Below are 15,414 nucleotides of genomic sequence, written 5' to 3'. Positions count from 1 at the left end.
ACTTTAATGAGAAATAATAAAGCTATTCTATTTGTGTTTACAGTCTTGCTGATGTTATTTCATATATCACTTGCAAATGCCAGTCATACACCTGTGAAATTTGAAGTTGATAAAAACTATCCGCCATTTTCTTATACATCAGACGGCAGGATTTATGGATTTGCCATTGACCTTGCAAACCTTGTATTTGAACCTGACAAGTTCAAACTTGAACTTTCAAGCGATGAATGGAGTCAGGTTTACAAAAAGCTTGTCGAAGGGAAAATTGATGCAACAGCTCCTGTGGCTATAATTGAAGAAAGAAAAGAAGAAGTGTACTTTTCAAAACCAATATTTACACGACATGTAGGACTATATACTCAAAAAGGATTTTCAGGGAATATATCACTTAAAAACCTAAAAGATTTCAAGGTAGGAGTAATGAAAGCAGATTATACTGAAACCTATTTGAAAGAAAAGCTGGGAGTAAAAAGGTATTATACATATCCTACAGTTGAGGACTTAATTTTTGCTTTGATTGATGGAAATATTGAAGCTGCTTTGATGTCTCAGGAGGTTGCTAATTATTTTCTTATTAAAAATAACCTGAGCGACAGAACTCAGCTCAAAATTAAAAATATCTTTACTGTTAAAAGCGCGTTTGCAGTAAACAAAAAAAGACCAGAACTTGTTTCATATATCAATCAGAGATTAGATTATCTTATAAACAAAGGCATATTTGATGAACTTTATTGTAACTATTTTTCTACATATTCACCTGAATACTATGAGAAGAAAAACAGGCAAATATTACTGTCTGCCTTGTATCTTTTAATCATAATACTTTTTGCTACGTCTGTGATAATATTTGTAATGACAAGAATAAATAGAGGACTTGAACGTGGCAAACAAGCTTATGAAAAGTACGCCCAGCTTTTAGCAGAGAATGCAAATGCAATTGTTTTGACTCTCAACTTAAAAGGCGAAATAATATATTTTAACAAGTTTGCAGAACAGATTACCGGGTACAAAAGCGAAGAGGTTGTGGGCAAAAAATGGGTTGATATTTTTATTCCTTCCCACAGGCGTGAGTATATAGAAAATCTTTTTAAAAGAATTGCAGAAGTAAAGATTTTAAATGACCATGAAAATGAGATTGTGACAAAAAATGGCGACATAAGATGGATTTTGTGGAACAATACTCTTATCGAAAGCTCGTACCTAAATGAACCGTTGATAATATCAACAGGGCTTGACATAACGCAGATAAAAAGAACACAGCAGCTTTTAGAAGAAAGCTATGAAGAGATTGAACAGACCAACCAGGAACTTATAAATACATTAGAGATTTTAAACAAGCAGTCGGAAATGTTGCAGGAAGAGAAAGAAAAATACAAGTTTCTGGTAGAAAATGTCTCTGATTGTATCTGGGAGATAGATTTTAATGAAAAGAAGATTGAATTTTATGGAAGGCTCAAAGATCAATTTGACATTGATGTGATAAAATCAAAAAACGATTTTTCAGCATGGCTTGAATTTTTCCATGAGGATGACAGAAGTACTGTATTCAAAAAATTGCAGGATGCAATACTTCTTCATGAAGAGAAAGTGGAATTTGAATCACGTATAAGAGACAAACACGGAAACTGGCGCTGGATTTCCTCTCATGTTCAGATTTTATACAACGAAGAAGGTAAACCTGAGAAGATTATTGCAGTAAACATTGACTGGACAGCCAAAAAAGAGTATGAACATAGGATAGAATACATTGCCTACTATGATACATTGACAGGTCTGCCAAACAGGAAACTGTTTGAAGAGAGGTTGGAGAGTCTGATTGAAAAAGCCGAGGCTGAGAAAACTCAAGGTGCTGTTGTGCTCATAGACATTGACAATTTTAAGGACATTAACGACCTGTATGGGCATGAAGCCGGAGATGAATACTTAATTGCTGTAACCAAGAAGGTTTTAGAATATCTCAATAGCATAAAGCTTGATACATTTTTTGCGAGAGTTGGTGGTGACGAATTTGCCGTAATTCTGGACGGTCTTGCTAAAAAGGAGGAGGTAATAGAGGTTTGCACTAAGCTTCTTGGCATCTTTGAAAGTGAGATTTATATACAAAAGATAGAAGGTTGCATCTTTACCTCCGCCTCAATAGGTGTATCATTTTATCCTGACGATGGCAAAAGCGTCAAAGAAATTTTCAGAAATGTTGACATGGCACTATCTTCAGCAAAAGAAAATGGCAAGAACGATTTTCAGATTTTTATGCCTTTCATGCTGATGAAGAATTTTAAAAAGATTGAAATTGAAAAAAGTCTCAAAAAAGCTATTGAAGCTGACCAGTTTGAGCTTTATTACCAGCCTGTTATAAACTTAAGAAATATGGAGATTCATTCTGTGGAAGCGCTTTTAAGATGGCACTTGCCAGGAAAAGGTATTATATCACCACTTGAATTTATTCCTGTTGCAGAAGAAAGTGGGCTTATAGTAAGGATTGGTGAAATGGTCATAGAAAAAGCTTTTTCAGACCTAAAAGAGTGGGAGAACAAGGGAATTGACTATTTGCACATAGCGATAAATCTTTCAACGCGACAATTTAAAACAAAGTTTTTTGAGAAGATGGTACAAAAACAAATTGAGCGATATGGTGTTAATCCACAAAAAATTTCATTTGAGATAACCGAAACAGGAGCTGTCGAAAATTTTGATGTTTCACTCAAGATTTTAAGTTTCCTCTGCCAGCTGGGAATAAAATTTTTGATAGACGACTTTGGGACAGGGTATTCATCTTTGATTTATTTGAGAAGGCTTCCAATTGGAGGAGTTAAAATAGACAGAAGCTTTATTTCAGAGATTGAATTATCAAAAGAGAGCAGAGCAATTGTTGAGGGCATAATATTGATGGCTCATAAGCTTGATTTAAAAGTTATAGCAGAGGGTGTTGAGACTAAAAGAGAGCTTGAGATTTTAAAAGAAATAGGATGCGATTTTGCACAGGGGTATTTATTTTCAAAGCCCGTGCCAAAAACTGAAATTGAAAAGCTTTTGATAGAAAGAAAAATATTTGTTTAAAAAGATTTGCAAAGGCTGCCAGAAGGCAGCTTATTTTTTTTAATCAGCTTGATTTTCGCAAAAAATTTGACTTTAATGATTACTCCATTTTGGGTATATAAAATTTATGTGAAAAAACTTTCTAAAATAGATTACGAAAGCTTTTATAAAAAGAGGGGATCGTCAAGTGGGGTTTGTTTCATTTGAGATAAAAGAGTTTGTTGATATTCTTCTTAAAAATGTTGACATACCTGAGATTATCACAAATGTTGAGGTAGACAAAAATGAGGTGAAAGTTAATGTAAAACCTGCTGCTTTTTTGCCTCAGATGTCTTTGAGATTTACCATAGAATCTGACCAAAACAAATTCTTAATATTGTTTGACCCTTCCAAAAGCCTGATTATATATGGTTTTTTACTTGGGAAGTTGAAAGATGAAAAGATTGAGGGTATAAAACTTCTCAAAGACAGGCTTGAAATAGACCTTCAAAAGGTTTTAATTAGTAATTTAAAGGGAGTGAAGATAGACAGAATAGATGTTGGTAGTGATGGTAAAATTGAGATAAATTTTTGCTGTCATCAAAAATAAGATTGCAAAACAAATGGGCTGCCGTTTTTAAAAAGATAATGTAGCAGCCCATTTGCCATTTTTTGTTTTTATCTTGACTTTACAATAAACTTTATAGCTGTTTTCTTTTCACCGTCAATTACAATGTCTGCAAATGCAGGAATTACATAGAGGTCAATTCCATTTGGAGCAACCTTTCCACGAGCAATAGCAATAGCTTTTACAGCTTGGTTTACAGCAGATGCACCAACAGCCTGAAGTTCTGCTTCACCCTGTTCTTTTACAATTGCAGCAAGCGCGTTTGCAACTTTCTGAGGCATTGATGTAGCAGCAACTTTTAAAACTTCCATACAACCACCCCTCCAAATTGTTTTTTGATTTGTTACAAAGAAAATATTCAGGAATATATACTGATACAATATAAATTTTAGTAGAAAAAAGTATAATTTTGCAAGAGTTAAAATTGAATAAAATTTAAAATGTGGATTTGTAATTTCATATAAGTTGGGTTAAAATAAAATTCAAATAAGAATTTTTTGAAAAGCGTTCAAGGAGGGTTTTAGGCATTTTAACATTTTCAGAATTTTTAAACAAAATAATACAAGAAAACAAATGGATATACACACATGAGTTTTTAGAAAAGATAAAGGTGCCTTTGCCATCGCAAACTCAGCTCAAGAGCTTTGATGTTGCAAATTCGTTTTACAAAGAGTTTTTACACATTGTATATGCAAAAGACATTCTTTGTATGCTAAATTCATTTAAAATCTGGACAGCAAACAACAATTTGGAAATATTTTCTTTGCTTACAACTGATATGATTCCGATAATCTGGCTTGGAGAAGGATATTATGGTATTATTGCTAAGTTCAAGGAGAAAATGATAATGCCATGTGCCCTTTATCAGTATTTCGAAGAGCTTTATATAAACTTTCCAATGTCTGATTTTGTGCCGTTTGACATATGCGATGCATATAAAAAGCTATTGGAAAACGAAGAAAATGTTGCAATGAACATTATTTATGCAAGAACAATTGATGAGATAAAGAGAGAATTTAAAAAGAATTTTAAGGAATTTGAGATAATATTCAAAGGACCTGATTATTATGACCTTTATGTAAGTCCAATTAGCAAAAAGTTTATTGTTGCACCTTTGAAAGAAATTTTGAAAGATTTTTTTCAAAATCAGATTATGTATTTTACACAGCTTTTGTCTTTCCAAGATGATATAAACAAAAAATAAAATTTTAGCCACAAAGGAGAGGATAAAGATTAAAAAAGTAACAGTTACTTTTTATTCTCAGCAAGTACTGGATATGTTCAAAAATATATTTGAAGACATTGATATTGGTATTTTTTCGCAAATGTCGCCTTCATTTGAAATATTTGTGGATAAGGTAGTTCAAGAATTAAAGTCTATGAATTTGAATGTTCAAAAGGATATAATAGATGATATAATTATAGAAATTAAAGATTTTAAAGCAAGATACGCGAACTCTTCGATAGATGTAACAGAAGTTTTGAGTGAACTGATTTTGCTTAAACAGAAAGAGTTTTTAGAGTGCAGAATAAAATGTAATGTGTTTTTGAAAAGCAAAATTGGGACAACCTTGACAGCTCGAAATATAGAAGTTTTGTATTCACAACTTGAAGACGAAAAAGATGAGAATTCAAAACTTATAAGGGATTATCTTATTGACATTCAACCGCTCAAAAGCTTGGCAGAAAAAGATTTTGAGTTTTTAAAGAAGGCTATCAATGCCATTTTCAAGTAAAAAATTGTGTTCAAAGCTTCTGAAAAGTGGTATAAATATTATGAAAGCTTATTTTTTGAAAAAGAGGCTGGTATTGTTATGAATAATAAAGATTATAAAAACAAAAATTTAATAAAATCTGGTAATAGTCAGACAATTCTTGACTTTGTTGAAAAAAAGCTCTTAGAAAACGCGGCAATAAGAGAGCTCATGAAAGATGAATATATAAGCTTTGGTAGTATAAGAGACTTTTTATATTTTAAGTTCTGTCCGCTGTTTTTTGGCCTGTGCCCATACAAAAAAAATGAAAAAAATAGTTTTTGTGATGCCAATTTGTGCTGGCTTGAAAAACTATCAGATATAGACTCGATAGGCGAAAATTATGACCATCAGTTTTTCCACAACCTTGTAAAATTGACTGTGCAACCGAGCATCTGCCCTGAATGTGGGGAAGATAATCTTGAACTTAAGTGGCAGGACGAAGGGTATCTTGCAAAGCTTGGACTTATAAACTTTGCAGATGTTGCGTACTTAGAGTGTAAAAAGTGTAAGAAGAGACTTATCACAGAACAGGACAAAATGGCTGTTGAGTTTTTGTTAAAGGTGTTTCTTGCAAAGCCGAGCAAGAAATCACCTGTCAAAGCCGGGCAGACAGTTGTTCTTGCTCTTGACAAAGCTGGGCTGGAAATTTTCATTAAACATCTTGAAAAGGAAAAAGATGTTAAGACCATATGGAAAAGACTTGACCCGTTTTCAATATCAGACCAGATAGGCGAACTTGACTTGAACATTGCTGTTGCAGACTTTATGTGTGAGTATTATAACATAGACTATGAAGAAAAAAATGAGACAGACACAATTTTTGAAGAATTTGAAGATGATGATGTTGATTCAGAAAAGTTTGACATCTCAGACCTGTTCGATGATTTTGATGAAAAGTAAAAGACTTTAAAAGCTGCAGCCCTTTTGGTTGCAGCTTTTTTGATTTTAAAAGTAACAATCTGCCTTATTTTGGTGCTTTGTTGGTATAATTTTCGGAAGTAAACAATATATATTCTCTTCTTAGCCGCAAAAAAATAGTTATGTCGCAAGTATTTTGATCTTTAATATTTTACGTGAAATGCAGTATTATAAATTAGGATGCCTCAATTCAATAAAAAATTAAAAAAAGGATGTGACAGACTTGAACAAACTATTTTTAATTTTCAACCACCAACTTTCTCAAGAACAAGAAAAAGAAGCAAGAGAAGCTTTAAAGGTTGAGGAAATTGTAAATCTTCCCCCTGAACTTCAGGATTTTTGGAGCAACATTCCGCCAGATGTAGAACTTTCAGAAGAAATGTTTAAAGATATCACAGCGTTTTTGATTCAAAACAGAGGTAAAAAAGAAAACTTTTGCCTTATCCAAGGTGACTTTGGAGCAACAGTTTACCTTGTAAGCTGGTGTTTTAAAAATGGCTTTGTGCCCATTTATGCAACAACAAAAAGGTTCGCAAAGGAAGTTGTGAGGTCCGATGGAACTGTTGAGCTTCTTAAGGTTTTCAAACATGAAAGGTTCAGAAGATACATTCTGTGCAGGTAGTAAATAAGGATAACAGTCAACATTTATTTAAATCATCCTGAATTTTGCTACTTACTTTTTGGATTGAAAATCAGCGATATTATATAACCGAAAAATACTGCAGCAGAGATGCCACCAGCTGTTCTTGAAACGCCACCTGTAAACGCTCCAACAATACCAACTCTCGATACCTCATCAATTGCACCTTTTGCCAAAGAATATCCAAAGCCGGGCAAGGGCACTGTTGCCCCTGCCCCGGCAAACTCAACAAGTTTTTGATATATCCCAAGTCCTTGCATTACTACCCCGAGCGTTACAAACAAAACAAGAACCCGTGCAGATGTGAGTTTTGTCTTGTCAATGAGAATTTGTCCCACAACACAAATGAGTCCTCCAACTAAGAATGCTCTCAAGTAATCCATTTTTTTATCATCACTCCTTTTTGCAAAAATCTTAAAGCAAGCAATTCCTACAACATCTCAATGGCAAGTGCATGGGCAATCACAGGGATGCTTTCACCAAGCTGAACTGTTGATTGCGACATCAAAGCACCTGTTGGCACAATCAAAATTTTTTCAAAAGTTTTCTCACGTAAGAGCTTATAAAGATACCCGCCAAATACACAGGCAGAGGCTGCGCAACCACTTGCTCCAGCGCCTGTATTTTGAGTTTTTGGGTCAAACATCAAAATTCCACAGTCAAAAAGCTCATAAGAAAATTTTATCCCTTCCTTCTTGAAAAGCTCATCTAAAAGCTTTCTTCCAACATACCCTAAATCACCTGTGATTATCAAGTCATAATAATCAAAACTTCTCTTTGTATCGGAAAAGTGCCTCATGATAGTGTCAAACGCAGCAGGTGCCATTGCAGCTCCCATGTTGTTTGGGTCTTTTATTCCAAAATCAAGTATTCTGCCAACTGTGAAGTGTGTAATTTTGGGGGAATGCAAATCATCTTCTTGCTTTATCAAAAATGCAGCAGCACCTGTTACAGTCCACTGTGATGTTGGAGGTCTTTGTGTTCCAAGCTCCAAAGGGTATCTGAACTGCTTTTCGGCAGAGCAAAAGTGAGACGATGTTGCAGCTATCACATTTTTTGCAAAATTGCTATCCACAAATATCGAAGCAAGCCCAACGCTCAAGGCAAAGGTAGAACATGCGCCGTATATGCCAACAAACGGAATATCAAGGTCTCTTACAGCAAAGTGTGAGCTTGAAAGCTGGTTTAAAAGGTCACCGCTTAAAATCAGGTCTATGTTATTTGGGTTTTCCCCTACCCTTTGCAAAAGCTTTGTAATTGCGATGTTTAAAAGCTTTCCCTCAGCAAGCTCCCAAGACTTTTGTCCTGCATACTCATCTTCAATGACCATGTCAAAATATATTGAAAGAGGACCCTGCCCCTCTTTTTTCCCAACAACTGTAAAGCAGTCGGATATAGCCACATTTGATTCAAATCTGTATGTTGACCTTCCCAGCTTCATAGTGATGTTTACCTCACTTTCATATCCCAGGAAATACTTTGATAAGGTAGTACAAAAGCCCAACCAGTATGGATGTGGAAATTCCGTATACAAGAACAGGTCCGGCAATCAAAAACATCTTGCTACCAACGCCAAACACAAACCCCTCTTTTTTGTACTCAATTGCAGGCGAGACAATAGAATTTGCAAACCCTGTGATGGGAACTATTGAGCCAGCTCCAGCAAAAGCACCAATTTTATCATACACTCCAAGACCTGTCAGAAAAGCCCCAAGAAATATCATTGTGATAGATGTAAGAATCTGTGCTTCGTCTTTTGGAAAGAATTTACTATAGAGATTCAAAAACACCTGACCAACATCACAGATAACCCCGCCAACTAAGAATGCCAAGATGCAGTTTTTAAAAGAGTTTGTCTTTGGCTCGTTTGCTTTTACAAGTGTCTGGTATTCAGAAACTTTCTTATCTTTTATATTCACTTTACAATTCACCCCCGCAAACAAAACCTCAAGAGGATATTATTTTAAATTTTTTTGAGATTTATTCACAACCAAGCGAGATTTAGAACAATCTGATTGATATTTAGCTTAAAATATCACTTGGATTTTACAAACAAACGTTCGAATAATTTTTGAAAATGTCCTTATTAAGAGGTTAAAATATAGGCAGAAAGGAGGTGAGGTGAAGATGGCAGCAAAACCACTTGTAGGCTCATTGCAGCTCAAACTTGAAAACGGCACAACATCCACTGGCAAGATAAGGCTCAAGACACTCTCTTTTGATATCAAGCCAGAAGCGCAGGATATGGATGTGTATCAGGTTGGCCAAGCAATTGCAAGCCTTCAGTCAAAGCCGCTGTACACAATTATAAGAAGCAACAACTTTGAGCTTTTATACTAATTGACACTTCAAGCTTTTGAAAGCACAAAAAACAGCAGAAAGGAGGTGAAATGAGGATGCTTACTCTGGTGTTGACATTCAAGCTTCAAAACGGAAAAAACTTCAGACTTTCAATCCCCGACCCTAAACCAAGCTTAACAGCTGCTGAGGTTGACAGTGTGATGAACTTGATTGTTCAAAAGAACATATTTGTAACATCAAGTCCAATTGTTGAAAAGGTATCAGCAAGAATTGTTGACAGAGAGGTAAACACTTTAATCGGACAATAAAAAGCATAACATAGAACGTGCCGACCTGACATTTTGAGTTTTGGCAGGTCGGCATGTTTTTAAAAACTTTTAGTGTACATAACGAACTTAGGGGATAGGAGGTGAAAAAAATATGCAAGATATAATTGCCAACATTGCCAACATAGGTTTTCCGATTGTGCTTTGCATATATCTTCTTACAAGGTTTGAAAGCAAGATAGACAAGCTCTCTGACAGCATTGACAAGCTTTCTGAAAAGATTTTGGAAATGAAAAATAATTGACATACAAAAGAATGTTCGATATAATATAAATATACTTTCAAAAATATGGCAATTAAAGTCTTTTTCAGGATGGTGATATCACTTATGAACAGCATTCCAAAGGATATCATATATTTTGTGCCACACTACACAGAAAATGGTGACAGTGTGCTGATTCTTTTTTTAAGTGGCGAAAAGAAAATTGTTCCAATGTCAATTCGAAGTTTTTCCAAAAAACTGTATTCACTTTATGCAATAGACTCCCAGGCAATCAAAAAACTTATCTCCCAGCGGATTGGTCAGAAAAATCTTCTTCCCATAGTTCTTCCTGATGCTACCTTCATTCCTGTAAAGACGAGAAAAGCAGTTGTGAAAACAGACCCCATATTTGGTTATGTGAACATGAGCCAGATATTTAGAATTGATGATAAAGACGACCACTTTGAGATGCTTTTGCGCTGCGGAGCTGTATTGAACTGTCTTGGTTCTGCAAAGTACTTTAAAAAGAGGATAACTCTTGCTTCTGTCATAACAGACTATCTGCAGGGTATCTGGTTGCAGGGTGCACTTAAAATAAAAGAAGAGTGTGAGCTTGAGAATGTGTTCGGATTGGAGTAAAATAATGTAGCAGGCAAATTGCAATTTTTAAAGGGGAAGAAATGAAAATATGCAGCAAAACATTCAGGGCATGGTAAGTGATATAATCTACAAGAATATGGAAAATAATTATACAGTGTTTGAGATAATATGTGACGATGAGGTGTTCACAGCAGTAGGGATAGTTCCAGACATTGCAATTGGTGAAAAGGTAAGCGTATACGGTGAGTTTTATGTTCATCCGGTATATGGTCAGCAACTTAAAGTAAGTTACCTTGAGAAGCTATTGCCACAGACAAAGGATGAGATTTATCTTTATCTTTCCTCTGGGGTGATAAAAGGTATCGGTCAAAAGACTGCAAAAAAAATTGTTGATACCTTTGGGGATGACACAGCAAGGATTTTGCAACAAGAGCCTGAAAAGCTTTTGAGTATTCGCGGCATGACACCTGAAAAGGTTGAGCGGATAAAGAATATGTTCGCATTCCAGAAATTTTTGAAAGATATCATGTCAATCTTTTCACAGTACGGGCTTTCACAAAACCACGCAATGAGACTTTTTAAGCTTTATGGATTTTCTGCTCTATCACTTTTACAGGAAAATCCATATTTTCTTTTAGATGTATTCCCTGAGCTTGACTTTAAAAAAGTTGACAGGCTTGCGCTTGAAATGGGAGTTATGCCAGACGACAAGAGAAGGATATCTGCAAAAATACTCAATCTTTTAACGCTGGCAGCAAACAACGAAGGGCACACATGCCTGCCAGAAAATAGGCTCAAACAGCTCTGTATCAGAACACTTGACCTTCCAGTTGAAAAAATAGAAGAGGCACTTGAAGCTCTTTCTCAAGAAAGAAGAATTGTGAAAGATGAAGTTGACTCTCAAGAGATGGTGTTTTTGTACGGCTACTATGAGTGTGAGAGGTATATAGCAGATAAAATCCTGTCAATGCTAAAAGAATATGATGACATTGATAATATAGATAGAAAAATTTCTTCTTTTGAAGAAAAAAACGGTATTGCATTTTCGCCAAATCAGAAAAAAGCTATCAAAATGGCGCTGACACAAGGTGTTAGCATCATAACAGGCGGTCCTGGAACAGGAAAAACTACAATCATAAAATGCATTATTCAGATTTTCGAGGGTGAAGGCAAAAAGGTTTTTCTTTGCGCGCCGACGGGAAGGGCTGCAAAGAGGATGCAGGCAGCATGTGAAAGAGAATCAAAGACAATCCATAGACTATTAGAAATGACAGTATTAGACACACATGTTATTTTTCAGAAAGGACCAAATAATCCCTTAAAATGCGATGTTATTGTGGTTGATGAAATGAGCATGGTAGACAGTTTTCTTATGAACTATCTTCTTGCTGCAACAAAGCCGTCAACCAGAATTGTCCTTGTTGGAGACAAAGACCAGCTTCCATCTGTTGGTGCAGGAAATGTCTTAAAAGACCTTATAAAAAGCCAGATTGTGCCCTGCACTACTTTGACAGAGGTGTATCGCCAGAGCGAAAATAGTTTTATAGTTCTCAACGCTCACAGAATAAACAGAGGTGAGTTTCCACATCTTCAAAAAGAGAGCGATTTTTATTTTATTCAGAAAAATTCTCAGCAAGAGATTTTAAAAACTATAATTGATCTTGTGACCAAAAAACTTCCAAACTATCTTTCGTGCGACCCGATGACAGACATACAAGTTTTGTGCCCTTCCAAAAAGGGAATTGTGGGAATGTACAATCTAAACCGCGTGCTACAGCAGTATCTCAACCCGCCTCATCCATCTAAGAAGGAGTATGCTTACAAAGAAAACTTGTTCAGGGTTGGGGACAAAGTCATGCAGGTGAAAAACAACTATTCGCTGGAATATGAGATTGTACAAGGAGAGGAGAAGGGCAGGGTCTCAACAGGGATATTCAACGGCGACATTGGAGTTGTAAGGGATATCGACAGGGCTCAAGGTACTTTGGAGATTTTGTTTGACGATGAAAAGCTTGTATATTATGACTTTTCGCTGCTTGACGACTTAGAGCTTGCGTATGCCATGACTGTTCACAAATCTCAAGGGTCTGAGTTTAGGTGCATAGTGATGCCCATTGTTGAGACCTACCCCATTTTGATGACAAGAAACCTCCTTTACACAGCTGTTACACGAGCAAAAGAACTTGTTGTGCTGGTGGGTAAAAAAAGCGCTTTAGAGTACATGATAGCAAACCAGAAAGAGGCTATGCGATATTCAGCGCTTTGCGACTTTTTATTGCGCGGGCAATCAAATATGCAATTGCAAGTTTTATGATGTCGGGGATTATAAATGGCAGAACACCTGCTGCAAAAGCTTGTTTGAGTGTCATATGCGCAGCCCACGACAGATACAAAAATCCAATGATATAGATAATTGCAAGTCCTAAGATGAGTGCCAAGATAGAGTTTGCTATTTCATTTTTTAATGGCTTTTTGGTATTTATGTAGCTTATAACAAAAGCTGCGATTGGGAATGCTATCAAATACCCGCCAGTGGGTCCTATAAATTTAGAAAGTCCACCGGAAAAGCCAGCAAACACAGGCACGCCGACAGCCCCTAAAAGGTCATACACAAGAAGACTCAAAAAAGCGTATTTTGGTGGAAGAATCAAGCTTGCCAAAAAGATTGCAAAAACCTGCAGTGTAAATGGCACAGGTCCAATTTGAAATGAAATTTGTGCACACACAGCAACAATTGCCGCAAAAAGCGCAGACAAAATAAGCATTTTTGTAGTATTTGTGCTCTTTGCATTTTCCATGTTTTTTACCTCCTTAATGTAAACCAATAATTTAAAATGGTTTACTAAAAATATAACAGCAAAAAATAAGCTTGTCAAGAATAATTGTTCAAATAAGAAAGGGGCTTAAGCAAAAGAATTTTACTTAAGCCCCTAATATCAAGAATAATTTTCGATTATAGAATTATCTGAGCAACTTCATATTTCCTGTCAAGAGTAAATTTTGATTTTTTATCTTTGAAAGATACTTCATATTCGCCCATAAAACCTGATACTCTCACAAAACCATCGTGGTCTGTGACAAGGGTTTGTGTGCCTGTCCACCAATCATTTTTAATGAGATTATAAAGAGCATCATAGATTGGTTTTATCCTTCCGTCTTTTGTAATAAAGCCTGCTGGTGCGCCAAGCCAAGCAAAAGTATCAATGAAATTCCACCAGGTAATTGCTTCAACAAGCGGATGTGAAAAGAGTATTTTGTAAAACAGCGTTGCTTCCATTGCCTGTCTTTCTTCGCACTCTATGGTTGATGGCCAACTTTCAGGTTTATAGTCGTTGAGGTCTTTTATATATGGAGGCATAAGCTTTCCTGAAATTAATGTGACTTCTGTAAAGTGAAGTGGCAAACCAAAACGTGAAAATCTTTCAAGCACCTCTTGAGTCTTCTCAACTCCCCAGAAACCCTGGTGCATATGTGACTGTATTCCTATTGCATCAATCTTCACGCCTTTGTCAAGCAACGCCTCAATTAAAATTTCATATGCATCTGATACAATATAGTCGTTGATTAGCAAAGTAGCTTTTGGATTTGCTTCTCTTGCTGCGTCAAACACCATTTTAACAAGACCCATCCTGCCAAATTGTTTGCAAATTCTAGTAATTCCATTGTCATATTTGTTAAAGTTTGGCATTATTACAACCTCGTTTATTACATCCCACATATCGATAAGACCGGCAAAATCGCTTACCTCGCGTTTTATACGCATAAGTTGTGCTTCTAAAATCTGGTCGTTAGTAAGTTCCAAAAGCCAGTCAGCAGTGACTGTGTGCCAGCAAAGTGGATGACCTTTGAGAACAAATCCGGCATTTTTAAGCCATTGAGCAGCGTTTTTAAGTCGCTGAGTATCTGGCTTTCCTCTAACAGGTTCGAATCTGCCCCAGTAAAAAGGAAGGGTTGCGAAATTAAAAAGTTCAACAAATTTTTCAAAAGCCATTTCAGCTTTTTCTTTAAAGTCACCAGAAAACTCACCGTTTACAAAAGGGACAACTGAAAATTCTGCACATCCAAATAAAAACTTGTGTTTGATTTGACGAACTGCAATTTCAGCATTTTTCAAGGGTTTACCATCAGCTGTGGTAATTTTCAATAACATCTGGCTTTTTCGATGATTGTATCTATCCAAAACAAAAACCTCCCAAAAAATTTTTTAAATTATTTAAGAACTACAATCTGACCACCGCTTACCTCAACAACATTGCCATTAACCAAAAGCCATACTGAAATAGCTGAAGGATTATAAACAACATTTTTTTCTACAGAAAACTCAAGCATCTTCAGTGCCTTGATGTATCTTACAATTTCTATATTTGTTGCAAACCAGACAGAACTTGATTTTGCAACCATCTTGCAAAACTCTTTAATTAAATCCCAGTTGTTTTCCCGTTCAAATTCAAAACTGTGTCCCCACACATACAAAAGCTGAAGTTGATTTTTGTATTCTATTTCCAAAAATCTCTTTGTAATTTCAAGCAGATTTTGTTTGTGATGGCAGGTTGGATTCCAAACAATAAAGTTTGCTGGCATGTTAAAGTTATAAGTAGAATTTACTGTTCTTGAATACTCAATGCCGAGTGATGGCAAAATTTTTACCACATCTTCATTGTAAACGCCATATGGGTATGACATTCCTTTGACAGGATATCCAACCAGAGTCTCTAAGTATTTCCTGTCTTCAATAATCTCTTCGATTATACCTTCAAGGGGAATAGAATCTAAAAAAGGGTGGGTTTTCGCATGTATGCCAACTTCATGCCCTTTGTAAAGAGTTGCAACTTCATCAGGTTGGATAAAGATGTCTTTGCCAAGAGTTTCAGAGTTTAAAAAGAAGGTTCCTTTAATCCCATATTCGTTAAATATGCTGACAAGTTTTCTGTCATATACCTGTCCGTCATCATAGCTTACTGTAAGAGCCTTGGACCTGCCATTAGGAAACAGATAGCTTACTTTCATCTATAATCACCCCATTTAAC

The 15,414-nt window shown here is 35.8% G+C and carries 18 protein-coding genes; 11 read left to right on the top strand and 7 right to left on the bottom strand.

Going from position 1 to position 15,414, the window contains the following annotated elements; translation table 11 throughout:
* Positions 1 to 6: 6 nt before the first annotated feature.
* Both CALKRO_RS12910 and CALKRO_RS12905 read left to right on the top strand, forming a co-directional pair.
* On the top strand, positions 7 to 3,057 hold the full coding sequence (locus tag CALKRO_RS12910; RefSeq protein WP_013431422.1) for an EAL domain-containing protein: 3,051 nt from the start codon (positions 7 to 9) through the stop codon (positions 3,055 to 3,057).
* Between the two features lie 166 nt (positions 3,058 to 3,223).
* Positions 3,224 to 3,625, top strand: a complete 402-nt coding sequence (locus CALKRO_RS12905) for a hypothetical protein (RefSeq protein WP_013431421.1) — start codon at positions 3,224 to 3,226, stop codon at positions 3,623 to 3,625.
* Between the two features lie 68 nt (positions 3,626 to 3,693).
* Here CALKRO_RS12905 and CALKRO_RS12900 read toward each other — a convergent pair whose 3' ends face one another.
* Entirely contained in the window at positions 3,694 to 3,954 is a 261-nt protein-coding gene (locus CALKRO_RS12900) for a stage V sporulation protein S (protein ID WP_013404418.1), read from the bottom strand.
* Between the two features lie 305 nt (positions 3,955 to 4,259).
* On the opposite strand from CALKRO_RS12900, the gene CALKRO_RS12895 reads away from it, so the two are divergent.
* From CALKRO_RS12895 to csx20, 4 genes are all read left to right on the top strand, one after another.
* The gene (locus CALKRO_RS12895) at positions 4,260 to 4,847 is read left to right on the top strand and encodes a hypothetical protein (RefSeq protein ID WP_013431420.1); all 588 of its coding nucleotides are present in this window, start codon (positions 4,260 to 4,262) and stop codon (positions 4,845 to 4,847) included.
* Between the two features lie 73 nt (positions 4,848 to 4,920).
* Complete coding sequence (locus CALKRO_RS12890; RefSeq protein WP_013431419.1) at positions 4,921 to 5,379, top strand: hypothetical protein; 459 nt, start codon at positions 4,921 to 4,923, stop codon at positions 5,377 to 5,379.
* A gap of 78 nt (positions 5,380 to 5,457) precedes the next feature.
* Positions 5,458 to 6,300, top strand: a complete 843-nt coding sequence (locus CALKRO_RS12885) for a hypothetical protein (protein ID WP_013431418.1) — start codon at positions 5,458 to 5,460, stop codon at positions 6,298 to 6,300.
* Between the two features lie 241 nt (positions 6,301 to 6,541).
* On the top strand, positions 6,542 to 6,940 hold the full coding sequence (csx20, locus tag CALKRO_RS12880; RefSeq protein ID WP_013431417.1) for a CRISPR-associated protein Csx20: 399 nt from the start codon (positions 6,542 to 6,544) through the stop codon (positions 6,938 to 6,940).
* 47 nt (positions 6,941 to 6,987) lie between these two features.
* On the opposite strand, the gene spoVAE is transcribed toward csx20, so the two are convergent.
* From spoVAE to spoVAC, 3 genes are read right to left on the bottom strand one after another with little or no spacing between them, the layout of a single operon-like run.
* Complete coding sequence (gene spoVAE, locus CALKRO_RS12875) at positions 6,988 to 7,341, bottom strand: stage V sporulation protein AE (protein ID WP_013431416.1); 354 nt, start codon at positions 7,339 to 7,341, stop codon at positions 6,988 to 6,990.
* Positions 7,342 to 7,388: 47 nt separating this feature from the next.
* Positions 7,389 to 8,399, bottom strand: a complete 1,011-nt coding sequence (spoVAD, locus tag CALKRO_RS12870) for a stage V sporulation protein AD (protein WP_013431415.1) — start codon at positions 8,397 to 8,399, stop codon at positions 7,389 to 7,391.
* Between the two features lie 19 nt (positions 8,400 to 8,418).
* On the bottom strand, positions 8,419 to 8,877 hold the full coding sequence (gene spoVAC / locus CALKRO_RS12865; RefSeq protein ID WP_013431414.1) for a stage V sporulation protein AC: 459 nt from the start codon (positions 8,875 to 8,877) through the stop codon (positions 8,419 to 8,421).
* A 208-nt stretch (positions 8,878 to 9,085) separates the two neighbouring features.
* Between spoVAC and CALKRO_RS12860 the strand changes: the two genes are divergently transcribed.
* The 5 genes from CALKRO_RS12860 to recD2 all read left to right on the top strand — a co-directional run bounded on the left by CALKRO_RS12860 (position 9,086) and on the right by recD2 (position 12,701).
* Positions 9,086 to 9,298, top strand: a complete 213-nt coding sequence (locus CALKRO_RS12860) for a DUF1659 domain-containing protein (RefSeq protein WP_013404410.1) — start codon at positions 9,086 to 9,088, stop codon at positions 9,296 to 9,298.
* A gap of 56 nt (positions 9,299 to 9,354) precedes the next feature.
* On the top strand, positions 9,355 to 9,567 hold the full coding sequence (locus CALKRO_RS12855; protein WP_013431413.1) for a DUF2922 domain-containing protein: 213 nt from the start codon (positions 9,355 to 9,357) through the stop codon (positions 9,565 to 9,567).
* A 112-nt stretch (positions 9,568 to 9,679) separates the two neighbouring features.
* Positions 9,680 to 9,829 carry a YvrJ family protein gene (locus tag CALKRO_RS13440; protein ID WP_013431412.1) on the top strand — a complete coding sequence of 50 codons (150 nt, stop codon included), beginning with the start codon at positions 9,680 to 9,682 and terminating at the stop codon, positions 9,827 to 9,829.
* A gap of 84 nt (positions 9,830 to 9,913) precedes the next feature.
* Positions 9,914 to 10,426, top strand: coding sequence for a hypothetical protein (locus tag CALKRO_RS12850; protein WP_013431411.1), 513 nt, complete (start codon positions 9,914 to 9,916; stop codon positions 10,424 to 10,426).
* 49 nt (positions 10,427 to 10,475) lie between these two features.
* Positions 10,476 to 12,701, top strand: a complete 2,226-nt coding sequence (recD2, locus tag CALKRO_RS12845; protein ID WP_013431410.1) for an SF1B family DNA helicase RecD2 — start codon at positions 10,476 to 10,478, stop codon at positions 12,699 to 12,701.
* On the opposite strand, the gene CALKRO_RS12840 is transcribed toward recD2, so the two are convergent.
* From CALKRO_RS12840 to CALKRO_RS12830, 3 genes are all read right to left on the bottom strand, one after another.
* Positions 12,631 to 13,185: a biotin transporter BioY gene (locus CALKRO_RS12840; protein WP_013431409.1), complete on the bottom strand. Its 555-nt coding sequence runs from the start codon at positions 13,183 to 13,185 to the stop codon at positions 12,631 to 12,633. The genes recD2 and CALKRO_RS12840 overlap by 71 nt on opposite strands.
* A gap of 155 nt (positions 13,186 to 13,340) precedes the next feature.
* On the bottom strand, positions 13,341 to 14,567 hold the full coding sequence (locus CALKRO_RS12835; RefSeq protein WP_013431408.1) for an endo-1,4-beta-xylanase: 1,227 nt from the start codon (positions 14,565 to 14,567) through the stop codon (positions 13,341 to 13,343).
* Positions 14,568 to 14,596: 29 nt separating this feature from the next.
* Entirely contained in the window at positions 14,597 to 15,394 is a 798-nt protein-coding gene (locus tag CALKRO_RS12830; protein ID WP_013431407.1) for a polysaccharide deacetylase family protein, read from the bottom strand.
* Between the last annotated feature and the right edge of the window lie 20 nt (positions 15,395 to 15,414).

Source organism: Caldicellulosiruptor kronotskyensis 2002, assembly GCF_000166775.1.
Taxonomy (GTDB): domain Bacteria; phylum Bacillota; class Thermoanaerobacteria; order Caldicellulosiruptorales; family Caldicellulosiruptoraceae; genus Caldicellulosiruptor; species Caldicellulosiruptor kronotskyensis.
The sequence above is the reverse complement of the archived record's forward strand: the minus strand, read 5'-3'. Positions and strand labels throughout refer to the sequence as shown.

Excerpts from the sequence above, each read along its gene's own strand:
- CALKRO_RS12900 (WP_013404418.1), bottom strand. The coding sequence starts at position 3,954 with ATGGAAGTTTTAAAAGTTGCTGCTACATCAATGCCTCAGAAAGTTGCA.
- CALKRO_RS12850 (WP_013431411.1), top strand. The coding sequence starts at position 9,914 with ATGAACAGCATTCCAAAGGATATCATATATTTTGTGCCACACTACACA.
- CALKRO_RS12840 (WP_013431409.1), bottom strand. The coding sequence starts at position 13,185 with ATGGAAAATGCAAAGAGCACAAATACTACAAAAATGCTTATTTTGTCT.
- spoVAE (WP_013431416.1), bottom strand. The coding sequence starts at position 7,341 with ATGGATTACTTGAGAGCATTCTTAGTTGGAGGACTCATTTGTGTTGTG.
- CALKRO_RS12855 (WP_013431413.1), top strand. The coding sequence starts at position 9,355 with ATGCTTACTCTGGTGTTGACATTCAAGCTTCAAAACGGAAAAAACTTC.
- CALKRO_RS12890 (WP_013431419.1), top strand. The coding sequence starts at position 4,921 with ATGTTCAAAAATATATTTGAAGACATTGATATTGGTATTTTTTCGCAA.
- CALKRO_RS13440 (WP_013431412.1), top strand. The coding sequence starts at position 9,680 with ATGCAAGATATAATTGCCAACATTGCCAACATAGGTTTTCCGATTGTG.
- spoVAD (WP_013431415.1), bottom strand. The coding sequence starts at position 8,399 with ATGAAGCTGGGAAGGTCAACATACAGATTTGAATCAAATGTGGCTATA.
- CALKRO_RS12830 (WP_013431407.1), bottom strand. The coding sequence starts at position 15,394 with ATGAAAGTAAGCTATCTGTTTCCTAATGGCAGGTCCAAGGCTCTTACA.
- recD2 (WP_013431410.1), top strand. The coding sequence starts at position 10,476 with ATGCAGCAAAACATTCAGGGCATGGTAAGTGATATAATCTACAAGAAT.
- CALKRO_RS12910 (WP_013431422.1), top strand. The coding sequence starts at position 7 with ATGAGAAATAATAAAGCTATTCTATTTGTGTTTACAGTCTTGCTGATG.
- CALKRO_RS12885 (WP_013431418.1), top strand. The coding sequence starts at position 5,458 with ATGAATAATAAAGATTATAAAAACAAAAATTTAATAAAATCTGGTAAT.
- CALKRO_RS12860 (WP_013404410.1), top strand. The coding sequence starts at position 9,086 with ATGGCAGCAAAACCACTTGTAGGCTCATTGCAGCTCAAACTTGAAAAC.